Annotated in this window: 14 protein-coding genes; 2 read left to right on the forward strand and 12 right to left on the reverse strand. The window is 50.5% G+C overall.

Features of this window, described 5'->3' with window-relative positions; translation table 11 throughout:
• The first annotated feature begins 155 nt into the window (after positions 1–155).
• Complete coding sequence (locus N0M98_RS15225) at positions 156–1,148, forward strand: acyltransferase family protein (protein ID WP_259618435.1); 993 nt, start codon at positions 156–158, stop codon at positions 1,146–1,148.
• 79 nt (positions 1,149–1,227) lie between these two features.
• Here the strand turns inward: N0M98_RS15225 and N0M98_RS15230 are convergent, their stop codons facing one another.
• From N0M98_RS15230 to N0M98_RS15285, 12 genes are all read right to left on the reverse strand, one after another.
• Positions 1,228–1,455, reverse strand: a complete 228-nt coding sequence (locus tag N0M98_RS15230) for a hypothetical protein (protein WP_249863257.1) — start codon at positions 1,453–1,455, stop codon at positions 1,228–1,230.
• Positions 1,456–1,531: 76 nt separating this feature from the next.
• On the reverse strand, positions 1,532–1,822 hold the full coding sequence (locus N0M98_RS15235) for a hypothetical protein (RefSeq protein WP_249863256.1): 291 nt from the start codon (positions 1,820–1,822) through the stop codon (positions 1,532–1,534).
• A 7-nt stretch (positions 1,823–1,829) separates the two neighbouring features.
• Positions 1,830–2,162 carry a hypothetical protein gene (locus N0M98_RS15240; RefSeq protein ID WP_249863255.1) on the reverse strand — a complete coding sequence of 111 codons (333 nt, stop codon included), beginning with the start codon at positions 2,160–2,162 and terminating at the stop codon, positions 1,830–1,832.
• Positions 2,163–2,164: 2 nt separating this feature from the next.
• Entirely contained in the window at positions 2,165–3,679 is a 1,515-nt protein-coding gene (locus N0M98_RS15245) for an MFS transporter (RefSeq protein WP_249866135.1), read from the reverse strand.
• Between the two features lie 183 nt (positions 3,680–3,862).
• Positions 3,863–4,399 (reverse strand): Rieske 2Fe-2S domain-containing protein, encoded by a 537-nt coding sequence (locus N0M98_RS15250; RefSeq protein ID WP_259618436.1) that lies wholly within the window; start codon positions 4,397–4,399, stop codon positions 3,863–3,865.
• 27 nt (positions 4,400–4,426) lie between these two features.
• On the reverse strand, positions 4,427–4,990 hold the full coding sequence (locus N0M98_RS15255) for a 4Fe-4S dicluster domain-containing protein (RefSeq protein WP_259618437.1): 564 nt from the start codon (positions 4,988–4,990) through the stop codon (positions 4,427–4,429).
• Complete coding sequence (locus N0M98_RS15260) at positions 4,987–7,158, reverse strand: molybdopterin oxidoreductase family protein (protein ID WP_259618438.1); 2,172 nt, start codon at positions 7,156–7,158, stop codon at positions 4,987–4,989. The genes N0M98_RS15255 and N0M98_RS15260 overlap by 4 nt, the downstream gene beginning before the upstream one ends.
• A complete protein-coding gene (locus tag N0M98_RS15265) occupies positions 7,145–8,185 on the reverse strand; it encodes a hypothetical protein (RefSeq protein WP_259618439.1) in 1,041 nt (346 codons plus the stop codon). The genes N0M98_RS15260 and N0M98_RS15265 overlap by 14 nt, the downstream gene beginning before the upstream one ends.
• Before the next feature lie 360 nt (positions 8,186–8,545).
• Entirely contained in the window at positions 8,546–9,571 is a 1,026-nt protein-coding gene (gene moaA, locus N0M98_RS15270) for a GTP 3',8-cyclase MoaA (protein WP_259618440.1), read from the reverse strand.
• Positions 9,537–10,562, reverse strand: a complete 1,026-nt coding sequence (locus tag N0M98_RS15275; RefSeq protein WP_259618441.1) for a molybdopterin-binding protein — start codon at positions 10,560–10,562, stop codon at positions 9,537–9,539. The genes moaA and N0M98_RS15275 overlap by 35 nt, the downstream gene beginning before the upstream one ends.
• A 328-nt stretch (positions 10,563–10,890) precedes the next feature.
• Positions 10,891–11,868 (reverse strand): phosphotransferase family protein, encoded by a 978-nt coding sequence (locus tag N0M98_RS15280; RefSeq protein ID WP_259618442.1) that lies wholly within the window; start codon positions 11,866–11,868, stop codon positions 10,891–10,893.
• A 154-nt stretch (positions 11,869–12,022) separates the two neighbouring features.
• On the reverse strand, positions 12,023–13,018 hold the full coding sequence (locus tag N0M98_RS15285) for a CgeB family protein (protein ID WP_259618443.1): 996 nt from the start codon (positions 13,016–13,018) through the stop codon (positions 12,023–12,025).
• Between the two features lie 203 nt (positions 13,019–13,221).
• Between N0M98_RS15285 and N0M98_RS15290 the strand changes: the two genes are divergently transcribed.
• Entirely contained in the window at positions 13,222–13,911 is a 690-nt protein-coding gene (locus tag N0M98_RS15290; RefSeq protein WP_259618444.1) for a glycosyltransferase family 2 protein, read from the forward strand.
• Positions 13,912–13,953 lie beyond the last annotated feature (42 nt).

Genomic DNA, 13,953 nt, shown 5'->3' on the forward strand with positions numbered 1-13,953 from the left:
TCCGCCGAATTTTGCTTGATTGTGAAAACAATCACATATCTTGCTGCTTGTGCAACGTATAATGAATATGACATCGGGCTTTATGCCTGCAATCCTTTAAGAAAGCCGTGATTTAAATGAACAGACCAGCGGAAATAAACAAAAATGATATCTTTATGCTAAACACCCGCTTCGTCCTCATTGTGACGGTCGTGCTCGGAAACCTCCTTATGCCGGTCATTCCGCATGATTCCGGGGCAAATGCCGTCGTGTTGACGATATTTACTTTCCATATGCCCGTGTTTGTTTTTGTGACCGGATATTTTTCGAAAGGCTTTACGGAGGACCCGCATTATCTCCAAGTGCTGATGAGAATCTTTTTACAATATGTCGTCTTCCAAACGATCTATTCGACGCTAGATTTCTTCTGCTTTCATACGGAAGGCAACATCTACTCGTTTTGGGCGCCTTATTGGATGCTTTGGTTTCTCCTGAGCCATCTTTTCTGGAAATTGCTGCTGCTCGGCTTTGTCAAATTGAAGCACCCGATTGTCGCAGCCATTCTGCTAGGGGCGCTTATAGGCTACTTGCCTTTCGATGGATTTTGGCTGAGTGCCGGGAGGACATTTATTTTTTTTCCGTTCTTTCTTGCCGGATATTATTATAACGGGGCCGGCCTACGCAAAGCTGCCCGTCATGTTTTGGTAAAGCTTATGGCAGCCGCCGTGCTTGCTTTGCTCCTTGCACTCTTTTACAATGGCATCTTCCGGCTCCAACTGGGCTGGCTCCTCGGCAGCCGAACCTATACCGAGCTTAATATGCTTGAATGGTACGCGGTATTGTTCCGACTCGCCGTATATGCACTCGCTGCCGTAGTTTCTCTTGCGTTCCTGCTGCTGCAGACGGATAAGAAAAGCATCGTGACGGAATGGGGCGAGCGGACGGTGTATGTCTTCCTGATGCATGGAGCGGCATTAAAGCTGCTTACCGCGGCGGGCGTATACCGGGGTGCCGCACATTTCGGACACTTGTGGCTGCTGCTTGGAACCGGACTAATCTTGACTCTTTTGTTATCGCACAGGAGAGTAGCTGAATGGACCCGTCCTTTCATTCATCCGGACCCTGAACTGCTGCTAGGAAAGATGAAGAAGCTGTTGTCGCATCATTAGGGCCGAACATCCAATTGAACGATCCGCTCATGCATAAGGGACAGTATCCGCTGATATCGCGACTGTCCCTTCTTACCATTTACGAATTTAATTGTTCGATTTCATCTATTAACTGCCGGGAACGCTTGGCGTTTCCTTCCGCAAAATTTTGAAGCCGTTCCCTGAGCTGCTCCCGACTGTGCAATCTTTCCGACATGATCGTATAGGTGCGAAGCAATTCCGTTTCATAGGCCAAAGTCCTCTGCAGCTCGTTCTTGAGTTCAGCAGCATCTATGCCGCACTTCGCTCCTGTTTCATCGCAGTCCATTTCCTCTACCTCCCTTTTTTTCTATTTTCACCGGAATGACGGCAGTTATCCGGACGGAGGTATGGAAAAATAAAGATTATACGCCGAAATAAACCTTGTACACAAGCTGCGCCGCCGCATCGGAGGAACAGAGCACTGCGCCGTCGTCTGTTGTGACCAAGCTCGTGCTGTCCTCGCCTAGAATAGGTATGGCCAGAAATTGATGTTCGTTCATATAGATTTGCATATATTCATTGTTGTCGGTCATTTTTATTTTCTCCAGCGTTATTTTTTTAGGAGGAGCAACAGGATCAAGACCTGCTTGATCCTCAATATGCACCTCGATCTGGGACCCCATCCATTGTGACAGCTTATCCTCCCATTTCATCTCGCATTCACCTCGTCTTTATGCGGCAGGAGCCTGCATCTATTTTTGGCCATACTTTCACTTGATACCCTTGCAGATATTCCCAGCTGTCTTCAGCGGAATCAGAGTCCTGCTCCATGCTCTCTTCGATATACTGAAGGAGTTCATCCTCAGTTTCCCATGTCCCCAGCCCCTTGACTTCAGCGACCGCAATATCGAGACCTTCCTTTACCTTGAAATCGATATACCAGCTCCCTCTTCCGGCAAACAGTTTTTGCAGCTCCCGGTCGATCAGCGTCGGCAAGGGAAGCTGCCCATGCTCCCGGATAAAGCACAGGTCCAACGCAAACTCTGTAGGCATCCTCATCTTCCTTCCTGCTTGAGCCCCCGCTGCTTGGTAATATCGCTGAACATACCGGCATAGTACACGATATCTCCCGCATCATTTTTAACCGCGCTAATCGTGAGCCATTCCAAATAAATGTCGCCGTTCTTCTTTCGATTCCAAATTTCGCCCTGCCAGAAGCCCAGCGCGCGGATGCTATCCCACATGGCATTGTAAAAATGGCGGTCTTGTTTGCCTGACTTCAACAAGCTTGGCGTTTTGCCGATGACCTCATCGGATTCATAACCGGTAAGCTGCGTAAATGCCCCGTTCACCGAGCGGATATTGCCGTTAGTATCGGTAACCATGATGCCTTCAACCGTATTTTCGATGATTTTGGACGACAGACCCAGCTTTTCTTGATAGAACATCCACACAATAAGAATCAAGCTTGCCATAGCCACCTGGGATAAAGCCATGAAGCCAATGGCGTAGTGGCCTGTGAGTTTAAACAGGAACGTAAGCAGAAGCGGCGGGAAGAAACCGCCCAGGCCGCCCATCGCCGATATGATACCGTTGGCAATACCGGCTTGTTTCGAGAAATACATAGGCACCAATTTGAAAATAGTCCCGTTGCCTATGCCTGCGCAAAGCGCAATCGTCAGGCATCCTATCGTATACCAGGTCATCGACGGAGCAAAAGAAAGCAGAATTCCGGAAACGGTTAAGCCGGCGAAAACAAAGATAAGAATTTTGAAAGCGTTAAATTTATCTCCCAGATATCCCCCGATAGGCCGCATAGCCGTTGCAAGAACGATAAATCCGGCTGTACGCATGCCCGCATCCACTTTGGTCAAATGAAAGCTGCTGACCATAAAGTTGGGCAAATAAACGGTAAACGCAACGAAAGAACCGAAGGTAAGGAAGTAAAATAAGCATAAGAACCAAAGCTTGGAGTTGCCCGATACCCCTTTAATTTGCTCGACGAGGGACGTTTTTACGGCCGGTTCTTTACGGTCGCCTGCGAAAAAATTGAGAGCCGCCATAATGATAAGCAGGATGCTGTATAGCATGACGGTTTTGGACCATCCCAGATGGTCGGCGACGATCGGCGCGCCGAATGTCGACAACGCGGTACCCACATTACCCGCCCCGTAAATCCCGTTAACGAAACCGTGTCTTTCTTTCGGATAATATTTAGGCAGAGAAGTTACTCCTACGGAGAATACGGCTCCGCCGATCCCCAAGAAGAATCCGCCGATAATCAGGTCCGTGAAAGAGTCGGCCTGACTGACCCAGTACACGGGAGCCAGCAGAAGAATAAAGCTGATGGCAAATAGTTTTCGTGCTCCGTACCGATTGGTCCAGTACCCTACAGGCACCCTCATAACAGAGCCGAATAATACGGGAATGGCAGTTACCCATGTAAGCTGAGAAGGCGTCAATGAAATCGATTCTTTAATAAACGGCATCAAAGATGAGAGTATGACCCAAACCATGAAGCCAAGCACCAGGTTAACGGTTTGCAGCGGCAATTGTATTTTTTTTATCATCGTATTCATTGAGAATTACACTCCCGTCGATAAATCCAAATAGCGAATGGAAATAATAATATATTGCAAATTGCATATACAATAACCGTACGATACTGTTCAAAAAAGTACGCATTCACGGCTTTCTGCGTGCAGATAATATTCAGAAACAACACGACGCAAAGCAGGAGCACCCCTACATAGCTACGCTTCATAGCGCTTCACTCCTATCGCATAGATCGCGCCTTGATCCTCTTTGAGCAGCACTTCGGGCAAAGGTCTTCTCGGAGGTCCGGCGGTTGGAGCGCCTGTTCTGGCATCGAATATGCCGTGATGGCACGGACATACCATTTCGCTTTGTTCTTGGCTCCAGAATACGGGGCATTTCAGATGCGTGCATGCATTCTGATAAGCTTTGTATTCATTCTCGCCCAGCCGGATCAGCAGCGCGGAGTCGTGTTCGCCAGGGTACGCGAATTCAACGGCGTCCCCCACTCTGAGCGATCGGATATCGGCAATCTTTAGCGGCTGATACGGTTTCTTCTTGAGGCCGGTCAGTTCTTTAGCCGCAAGCGCTCCCCATGGAAGAGTAGAAACGGCGAAGACCCCCGCCGCCCCGACCAGCGTCTTCATAAAGCTGCGGCGATCCAGCTTTCGTTCGTTGTTTTTGCGTATATTATGGGTATAATTATCCTCATTAAAAGGACTATGGTTATTATCGCGCTTGTTGTCCTGTTCCATACAGCCTCACTCCAATACCAAAATAGATTAGAACAATTTTTGCTTCCCTTGCAGAATGCCCGGAAGGCTGATCTTCACATTCGTTTCCCCTTCAAGAGGATCGGGCAGCTCATGACTGGCCGTCCATTTCCCTAACCGATGCTGCTCTTTCTTGGCAGCAAGCTCTTCTTCCGTCAGCCACTGCAAGGTGTTCGTCGGACAAACCGAGGCGCACATCGGCGGGATTCCTTCCTTCGTGCGGTCATAGCAAAGATCGCATTTATACATTAAGTTTTGCTCTTCATCGAATTTCGGAATGCCGTAAGGACATGCGATGGTGCAGTTCTGGCAGCCGATGCATTTCTCGACCAGAGCCGAGAGCACTGCGCCCTCCTTCGTTATCTGGATAGCTTGCGCAGGACAGCTTCGGGCGCAAGCCGGATTTACGCAGTGCAAGCACATCAGCGGGATCGTCTGTCGCGTGACAAGCGGATTCACGTCATATACGTAGTTGCGGTTCCTTTGATCGTGGCCTCCGCATTGGGTACAAGCAGCCAAACAGCTGCGGCAGCCGATGCAGTTGTCCATTTCGATATATAAATGTTGTTTCATCGGACATTTATCCTCTCTGGTTGCTTTTCGATCTGGGCCGCGCAGGCTTTGAATTCCGGCATTCTGGACATCGGGTCCAGCGCCGGAATGGTAAGCAGATTAATAGACTGCTCATGTCCGAAGTGATAAGGAACGAACACAGTATCCTGACGGATCGCTTCAATAATTTTAACCTTATAAAACGCCTCTCCGCGCCGAGTATATAAACGAACCACTTCATCGTGTTGAATGTTATATTTGGCTGCCGTCTCCGGATGAACCTCGACATACGGCTCGGGGCACATATCCCGCAGGAATGGAATTCTTCTCGTCTGATTCCCCGACAGGTAGTGATAAACAACCCTGCCCGTTGTCAGCCGAAGCGGATACTGATCGCAAGGCTCCTCGGCAGGCGGTCTGTAAGGAAGCGCGCATAGCTTCGCTTTGCCGTCCGGGTGGTAGAACTTATGATCCAGGAACATATGCGGCGTACCCGGATCTTCCTCGCTGCGGCAAGGCCAGAAGACGCCGTCCAGCTTCTCTATCTTCTCCCAAGTCGCTCCGTAATAGTCGGCATAGCCGCCTTTGGAAGCTAGACGGAATTCGTCGGCTACGTCTCTAGCTGTCTTGAGATGGCGGAAGTACTGCCCTCTGCCGAGGAGCTCCGCCAATTCTACCTCGATCAGCCAATCAGGCTTGGACTCGCCTAGAGGCTCTTGCGCCTTATTGATTTTAATAATGCGCCCTTCCAGATTGGTCACGGTGCCTTCATCCTCCGACCAAGTAACGGACGGAAGCACTACGTCTGCAAATTCCGCCGATTCCGACAGATAGATGTCTGCGCAAACCATAAAATCCAGACTCTTCAGCGCTGCGCGGACATAATTCTGGTTCGGCGCCGAAACGGCGGGATTGGAGCATAACAGATACAATCCGCGAATCGTCTTCTGCTCCATCAGCTCGAACATCTCGTATGCCGATACGCCGGGCTGAGGCATTTCTTCCGGCGCGATGCCCCACACTTTGCACACTTCTTCTACATGCTTCGGGTTGGTCAGCTTGCGGTAACCGGGCAGAAGGTCCGACTTTTGCCCATGCTCTCGGCCGCCCTGGCCGTTTCCTTGCCCGGTGAACGTCGCCACGCCGGATTTCGGACGGCCGATTTTGCCGGTCACCAGGCACATATTGGTGTAGGCCGAAACGTTGTCCGCTCCCTTGTGCTGCTGCTCAATCCCGCGGGCAAACATGACGACGGCGTTCGGCGCTTTGCCGTAAATTTCGGCTGCCCGAATGAGCTTCTCAGGCGCGACTCCCGTGATTTCGCTGGTACATGCAGGAGTGAATTTTTTCACGACCTCTTGCATTTCTTCGAAGCCGTTGGTGTGATTACGCACAAATTCAGTGTCGACGTGACCGTTCTGAATGAGCAGGTTGAGCATGCAGTTAGCCAGCGCCAAGTCGGTGCCGGGGCGCAGATCCAGATGAACGTCCGCGCGGCGGGCGATCGGCGTCTCGCGGGGATCGGCTACGATCAGATAGCCGCCGCGGTTCTGTACTTCCCATACCCGGAACATGGAGGTCGGGTGGCATTCGGCCGTATTGCTTCCGGCGATGAACAAGCAATCTGTTTCGTGCAGGTCCGTCCAAGGAAGCGTCGAGCCTCTGTCTACTCCGAAGCTGCGAAGAAAACCTGCGGCTGCGCTCGACATACAGAACCGGCCGTTATAGTCGATGTAGCGGGTTTGCAGAGCAACCCGGGCGAACTTCCCTGTCAGGTAGCATTTTTCATTGGTCATCGAGACGCCGCTGAATACGGATAGCGAATCTTTGCCGTATTTCCCTTGAAGCTCTTGGAATCTTTTCACGATTAACGCGTAAGCTTCATCCCAGCTGGCTTCGCGAAAGCCTTCCTTCGTTCCTTTGAGACTTGCGTCGTCGCGGATCAGCGGCCGCAGCAGCCGGTCATCATGGTTCGTCTGCTGGTAAGCCGTTACGCCCTTCGGACACATCTTCCCGAGCGTAACAGGCCAGTCATATCGCGGCTCAACGCCGATAATCTTGTTGGTCGATTTATCGACTCGAAGGTTCATGCCGCACTGCATGCCGCAGTAGGAGCAATGGGTCGGCACCAGCTCTTCGTTCGGGTGCTGTTTGTTGGCAATGACTTTAAAAAATTTATCCTTTGGCATTCTGGTTGGCCTCCTTCACGTGAATCTGATGCGTGGGTATTCCGGTAAACCGAGACATTCTATATTTACGGCGGCATGGCAGGCACAGCTCGGCCAAGTGATAGCCCTCTTCGGTTTTGAATTCAATCTCGTTGACTTTCAGCACAGCGATAACATCATCGGACTGCTCTACCGATACGAAGCCGTTTCCGCATACTTTGCAGCTTTTGGTCGCCTGCCCGGCGTAATGCTCGCGATAGTTTCGGGCGAATACGCTCATCGGACGGAATGGGATATGCGCCAATTTTCCGAAAGGAATATAGATCAGCGTTACGATTACGGACCATTGATGAATCAGCGTCACAACCGAATGTCCGTACCCATGTAGGAAAATATTGCAGAATGTGAGCAGCAGCCCCGTGATACTTACAAAAAGCAGCATATACAGCGGTAGAAAATCGTAAATCAAGGTCTGCTCGGCGCGGGCCTGCATATGTTTGATTCTGCGGTACAAAGCCATGCATACGCCGCCTATGACCATGAACGCCGTAATGTTCAAAGCGTTGTAGAACAGAAATCCGAGCATGCCGTCCGCTTTAATCTTCATAATGTCGATCCCGAAGCCGACTACGGTGTACGTTCCGTTCTCGCTCATCGTGAAGTACATCCAGCCGAATACGAGGGGAAAGGTTACGAAGGCGGACAGTATACAGCCCCAGCCCAGCAGCACGTGCTGCGTCCAACGGTACCAGCCTCGGTTCCATATAAACCGGTAAGTAATCAGATGCTCCGTTGCAGTCTGCGGCGTGCTTTTGCGGAACAGCAGCTTGATGCCTTTTTTCAAAATGATTTTGGTCGGCGGCCGCTCTCCCCATGCAATAAATCGATAAAAGAAACCTCCGACGAAAACAACGGTACCTACCATGTACCCATACAAAGCCAAATCCACGTGTGTGAACATTCTTGATCCAATGCCCATCAGAATAATTAAACCGCATACGGTGAGGAACACACATTTGGCAAATTTTGATGCGAATGCTCGATCCATGTTATCATTGCTCCCTCGCTTATTGACCTGATGTTTGTATTAAACCATGAGCGGCCGTCCGTCCTCCGTGATAAAAGTCATTGTGAGCCCTTTAATATCGAAAAGACTCAGCAAATGACCGGCTGCCCCGGCCCTCTCGCCGAAGTCACTGGAAGCAGCTACCAGGCGAATACGCGAGCGATCAGGCCCATGTCATTATTCAATATACCTCAGCGAATCCAAGGGGATTGTGATCCCCCTCACATTTTGAAAATCAATCTCATTTGTTTTCACAAATCGGCAGCAAAAAAACAAGCCCCCGGCTTCAACACTCGCCACTCGCCAGAGGCTCTGCTGGAATTGCTATTGAAAACCTTATTTCTATCCGCCAATATGGGACATCTCTACCTTGCGCCTAGGAGATGTCTGCGCGAGTCTCGTTTCCGAGTAACGGTCCTGACGTTCGCTCCATACTTGAACGATCCGCTGCCTTACTTCATCATCGCTGGCGCCGGCCCGCATTACACTCAGCAAATCCGTTTTATCCGAAGCAAACAAGCACGTATACAAATGCCCCTCCGCAGATAGACGGGCCCGCGTGCAGCTACCGCAAAAAGCTTGCGTTACCGAAGAAATCAAACCGATCTCCGTATGTGTTCCTTGGTAGCGGTAACGCGTCGCGACCTCGCCATAATAGTTCGGCGCCACCGGTTCAAGCGGCATGTCGGCATGAATGATTTCGATAATCCGCTTGCTGGGCACGACCTGCTGCTGATTCCAGCCGCTGCTGTTCCCAACGTCCATAAATTCGACGAATCTTAGCGTGTGCCCGCGCTCGCGGAAGTACCGGGCCATAGGAATGATGTCTTGATCGTTAACGCCTTTTTGAACGACCATATTGATCTTTACGGATAACCCGGCTGAAGCCGCGGCATCGATGCCCTCAAGCACGGTCCGGACCGGGAATCCCCTTCCGTTCATCCTGCCGAATCGTTCGTCGTTCAGGCTGTCCAGGCTCACGGTGATGCGTTCCAGTCCCGCTTCCCTTAATTGCTGCGCTTTCTGCTTAAGCAGCGATCCATTAGTTGTAACAGCAATGTCCTTAACGCCCTCGATGCTGCGGATTCGGGAGATGATGTCGCCGATATTTTTCCTTAACAGCGGCTCGCCGCCTGTAATGCGGATTTTCTCGACGCCCAGCGAGACAAATATTTGCGTCAGCCTTACCAATTCCAGCAGGCTGAGCAGCTTCTCCTCAGACAGAAAGCGAAAGTCCGCTCCAAATATCTCTTCCGGCATACAATAACGGCAGCGATAATTACACCTATCCGTTATGGATATGCGCAAGTCCCGAAGCGGCCTTCCGAGAGCGTCAACCGGTGCAGCCGGGTAGTCTCGCGGTTCCATCGATGGCTCCTCCCTTTCCGTATATCGTCGTTTCATAGGGAAGCGGGATAACCCCCACCTGTTGGCCGGCGCTTACTCCCTTGGAGCCTGAGGGGATTCGGATCTGACAGTTCGCATTGAAGAGCAGCTCCAATTCGCCGCTGCCGCTGCCAACCGTAAAAAATTCGGCCATAACATCATAATCGCCGACCGACACGCCGCCGCTGACAAGCAGCATGTCGCATTCCTGTACAGCCTCCCGAATGATGCGGGCAACTTGATCGATGCGGTCCGGGGCAGTTCCATAATGAACGGCAAGTCCGCCGTACTGCCCGATTTGAGCCGCGAGCATATAGGCGTTGCTGTTGCGGATTTTCCCGGGCAGAAGCGGCTGACCGACATCGCTCAGCTCGCTTCCCGTCGTTAATACGCCGACACGCGGCCGGCGTATGACAGGGACTTTGTCATGGCCCAGCGAAGCAAGCAGCGCAATCTGTCCTGGCCCGATGCGGGTGCCGGCCCCCATAAGCAGTTGGCCGATCGCTACCTCGTCGCCAATGTTGGCAATGTTTTGTCCAAAAGAAACGTTATGTTTAATATGGATAAAAACTTGTCCATCCTCTTGAAATTCTTCAGTCTGCTCAAACATCACCACAGCAGTAGCCCCTTCGGGCACAGCCGAGCCCGTCATTACGCGAATGGCCGTCCCGGATTCGACCTGCTTATCCGAAACGCTCCCGGCAGGAACTTCATCTATTACCCGCAGCCGCGCGGGCTGCTGCGGAGCTGCGCTTGCAGCGTCTGCATTCATAACCGCATACCCGTCCAGCCCCGATCTGCGAAAATGCGGCATGCATTCCTTCGCATACAACGCTTCCGAGGTTCTTCGAAGCAGACATGATTCCAGAGGCACATACTCGCTGCCTAGCCTCTGTACATGCTGCATGATCATATGCTGAGCCTGATCCACCTTGACCGCCCTTCGGGCAAACCTGCCGCTTCTGTTTATCATAGGTATAGATCCTTTCGTAAGCCCGATGTCGTTGATTGAATCATAAAGCTTTGTAACGGATAGAGATGTGATCCTCGTCACTGCCGCGAATATTTAGTTTATTAGATAACCGAATTATTCCCTAATCGTCTATCTTTTTATAACGAATCCCTGCATTAAACCGGTATTTCGCTAAGGAAATCTTTTGAGTTTGTGATCATTAGTTTCAAAGTGGTTTTTTACCGCAAGCCATTACAAAGTTCATCATAGCGTATGCATCAGGGGAATTGTTCCTGCTGACAAAGACGCCGCGGCCGCAGCGAATCTCCACATCGTCGTCATTCACCTGCTATATTTTGTTAGCGAGCAGTTCCATTTCAATCTTTACCGTTTTCAACAGATGGTCATGATAACGGCCCCAATTCCCCTTGCTATTTCGACGATTGTACTTGTATTTCCGCGCTAGCCTTCCGACGCCGATCCACAATGCCCAAAGGTCAATTTCGGTATAGTCATCATCCGAAAGCTCTACCACTTCGTTATACCCCATTGCCAAGGAAGGGAATCCCTGAGTAATCTGATTATACTGTCCATCATGCAATTTGAAATGCCCCAAATCATACAGCGGACTGCTTCCCTGGATTTCGCCAAAGTCAATAATCCCCGTAAATGTTCCGTTATAATGGAAAATATGATCATCGTCAAAATCGCCGTGAGCTAAACAAGAACCGTGCCTTCCCATCAAATCAGCTCCCGCATCGAATAGGCTGCTGATTTGGAAGATATCCCTCCGACTGAATCCATTCTCCGATAATAATACGAGCCCTTCCTCAAGAACTTCATAGAGGTAATCATGCATCGATTTCTTTGGCCCCTGCAAGGGCCGCGCATCTTCTTCCCTCCCCCTCTTAACGAAACCAAAACCGTCCACGCTTACTTGATTGATAACCGCAATTTGTTTTCCCGCCTGAACGAGTATGCCATGATAAATGTCTTTCGAGCCGCAATTCATAACGTTTTCTCCGGGGATTTCACCGACAATCATGAATGACATCCCTGAGATATGTTGATGGGGAGCGAAGAAGATGACCTCGGGTACAAGGACTCCCTTTTCCCTCAGTAAAGAATGCACCTGCACTTCCACCGCAAAACTACAGTCTTCCTCCGGGAGAATTCGGAGATAAACGGTACGATCTTCGAGTTGCACGCGATAAACATAGGTAGAAACTCCCCTTAATTCTCGTTCTATCGTTTTTACTGTCTTATTGAGACTTTCGCTTGCGATTTGTTCGACCAGATCAATAGGCGGCGCATCATTTTTTTTCAATAGCCTGTTTCCTTCCTGAATTTGGATTTACAATCATCATACATAAACAGCTGCCAAAAAGCCTTTGATACTTTGTCTATAACAAAATTTTATGCCAATAGAAAAAGCCGCGTTCTAAGCGGCTTGCCCCTTATTATACAATCTCATCATCACGTCACGTTCCTTCTCCAGCGGCCAGGCCGATAGCCTTCAACAAGGCTTCTACCCGCTTCCCGTACGTATGTTCGGACAAGGTGCGCCTCCGTGCCCGCTCCGCAATAGCCCGGCGTTTCCGGTCCTTGTTCAAATACAGGTTAATCAGCCGGACACACTCCTCCACAGAGGCGAACGGAATGATGTCCTTCCCCGGAGTATAGTACTCCCCAAGATCCTTGCGGATATCGAGCAATTGGAACGCTCCGCAGGCAGCGATTTCAAAGGTCCGATTGTTGATGGAATGCGCATCCAGCGCGGAGCTGTTCTGATTAAACGGATCGTCGATCGACCGGTGAATATTTAAAACGATCTTTGCGCCATTGTAATAGCGCACCGCTTCCTCAGACGATATCCATCCCTCGTCCCCGTGAGAGCGGCTTAGCATGACATGTGAGCCTTCTGGCGCTTTCAATCGATCCCACCAAAGCCCCAGAATCGTAACCTTTTTATCCTCAAGCCTGGCTATTATTTGCTCGAAGAAACGCACCCGGTTCCAAAAGGCGCTGCCGATGAAACAAAGATCGGAGGCATAGGAATCCGGCACCTTCACGGGATGAAACACGCTCGTGTCCGCCGCTAAAGGCAAATGATACACGCGCTTGCACCCAAGCCGCTCATACCGCTGTACCGAATTGCGATCCTGCGTAAAAACAAAATCGAAATGGACCGCGATTTCTTTCGACCAATCGGAGTAATACGGGTCGTCTGTAAACCAGACGGCTGTTTGGGCAGCCGCTCGTTTCAATTGGGAAAGCCGATGTTTCGGCATAAACAACGCATGAAATACAAGCAGCAGATCAGGCTTCCCGCTTCCAGCCGGCAATTCCTCTTTGGGATGCGCAACCGTTACCTGCTGTACTTGCTCCCGCAGCGCATGAATGATCGCCGATTCCAGAGGCGGATAAGGCGAGCCCATGCCGGAGGTTATGAAGTGAACGTGCAGCGGAGCCTTCATCTGAGCATCTTCCTTTCCTACTCATTTCCAAGTGTTAGTTCATCATATGTTGATTTGGGAAGAAATCCTATACGATTGATACGGAACAAATCCCCTATCTTTTGCCGGGCCATAACCAGATGCCTCTGACTGAACCTTCCCGAGCATCATATAGTATAACGAACAAGTTTAACTCTCATTGGAAAAGGAGATGACAATGACATTTGAACAGAGTAAACGGCTTGGTTAGCGTGGTGGTCCCGTGCTATAACGCATCTGCGTTCATAAGGAGCTGCCTGGACGGCTTACTTAAGCAGAGCTATACGCAAATGGAATGGATTTTAGTGGATGACGCTTCTTCCGATTCGACGGTGGACACGATAAACTCCTGGCTTCATGACTACCGCTCCGAGACGGAGCGATTGGCGAGAGTCGTTTTCCTCCCTCTTCCGAGCAATGTTGGAACAGCCGGCAGTTATACGATCGGCATGTTTCTCGCTCGCGGCGAGTTTATCGCTATTCACGACTGCGACGATATTTCCCATCCCGAACGGCTGGAGAAGCAGGTGCAATTTCTGAGCGAGCATCCGGAGTTCGGATTGGTCGGCACCAATTACATTGCCTTCGAGGACCAGAATTACCATAAAACCGTTATCCCGCAGTGGCTGGCTTACGGAAGCGATATTCCGCAAAGGTATGATGAGGGGCTTCATTGTATTTCGAATCCGACGGTCATGCTCCGAGGAAGCACGTTTGACCGGATCGGAGGTCATACTCGCAAAATCCCGGGAGCGGAAGACTTCGAATTTTTCGCCAAGTGCGCAGCTGCCGGAATTCAAATGGACAATTTGCGGGAACCGCTATATTTCTACCGGCTGCATCCCAAGCAGCATTCGAGACTATTTTATCCTTAGCCGCCAAAAGAAAGAAAATAAGGGCCATTCCAACAGCCACAT

Origin of the sequence: Paenibacillus doosanensis (assembly GCF_025060755.1) — a bacterium.
GTDB lineage: Bacteria > Bacillota > Bacilli > Paenibacillales > NBRC-103111 > Paenibacillus_S > Paenibacillus_S doosanensis.

Excerpts from the sequence above, each read along its gene's own strand:
- N0M98_RS15225 (WP_259618435.1), top strand. The coding sequence starts at position 156 with ATGCTAAACACCCGCTTCGTCCTCATTGTGACGGTCGTGCTCGGAAAC.
- N0M98_RS15230 (WP_249863257.1), bottom strand. The coding sequence starts at position 1,455 with ATGGACTGCGATGAAACAGGAGCGAAGTGCGGCATAGATGCTGCTGAA.
- N0M98_RS15235 (WP_249863256.1), bottom strand. The coding sequence starts at position 1,822 with ATGAAATGGGAGGATAAGCTGTCACAATGGATGGGGTCCCAGATCGAG.
- N0M98_RS15240 (WP_249863255.1), bottom strand. The coding sequence starts at position 2,162 with ATGCCTACAGAGTTTGCGTTGGACCTGTGCTTTATCCGGGAGCATGGG.
- N0M98_RS15245 (WP_249866135.1), bottom strand. The coding sequence starts at position 3,679 with ATGATAAAAAAAATACAATTGCCGCTGCAAACCGTTAACCTGGTGCTT.
- N0M98_RS15250 (WP_259618436.1), bottom strand. The coding sequence starts at position 4,399 with ATGGAACAGGACAACAAGCGCGATAATAACCATAGTCCTTTTAATGAG.
- N0M98_RS15255 (WP_259618437.1), bottom strand. The coding sequence starts at position 4,990 with ATGAAACAACATTTATATATCGAAATGGACAACTGCATCGGCTGCCGC.
- N0M98_RS15260 (WP_259618438.1), bottom strand. The coding sequence starts at position 7,158 with ATGCCAAAGGATAAATTTTTTAAAGTCATTGCCAACAAACAGCACCCG.
- N0M98_RS15265 (WP_259618439.1), bottom strand. The coding sequence starts at position 8,185 with ATGGATCGAGCATTCGCATCAAAATTTGCCAAATGTGTGTTCCTCACC.
- moaA (WP_259618440.1), bottom strand. The coding sequence starts at position 9,571 with ATGGAACCGCGAGACTACCCGGCTGCACCGGTTGACGCTCTCGGAAGG.
- N0M98_RS15275 (WP_259618441.1), bottom strand. The coding sequence starts at position 10,562 with ATGATAAACAGAAGCGGCAGGTTTGCCCGAAGGGCGGTCAAGGTGGAT.
- N0M98_RS15285 (WP_259618443.1), bottom strand. The coding sequence starts at position 13,018 with ATGAAGGCTCCGCTGCACGTTCACTTCATAACCTCCGGCATGGGCTCG.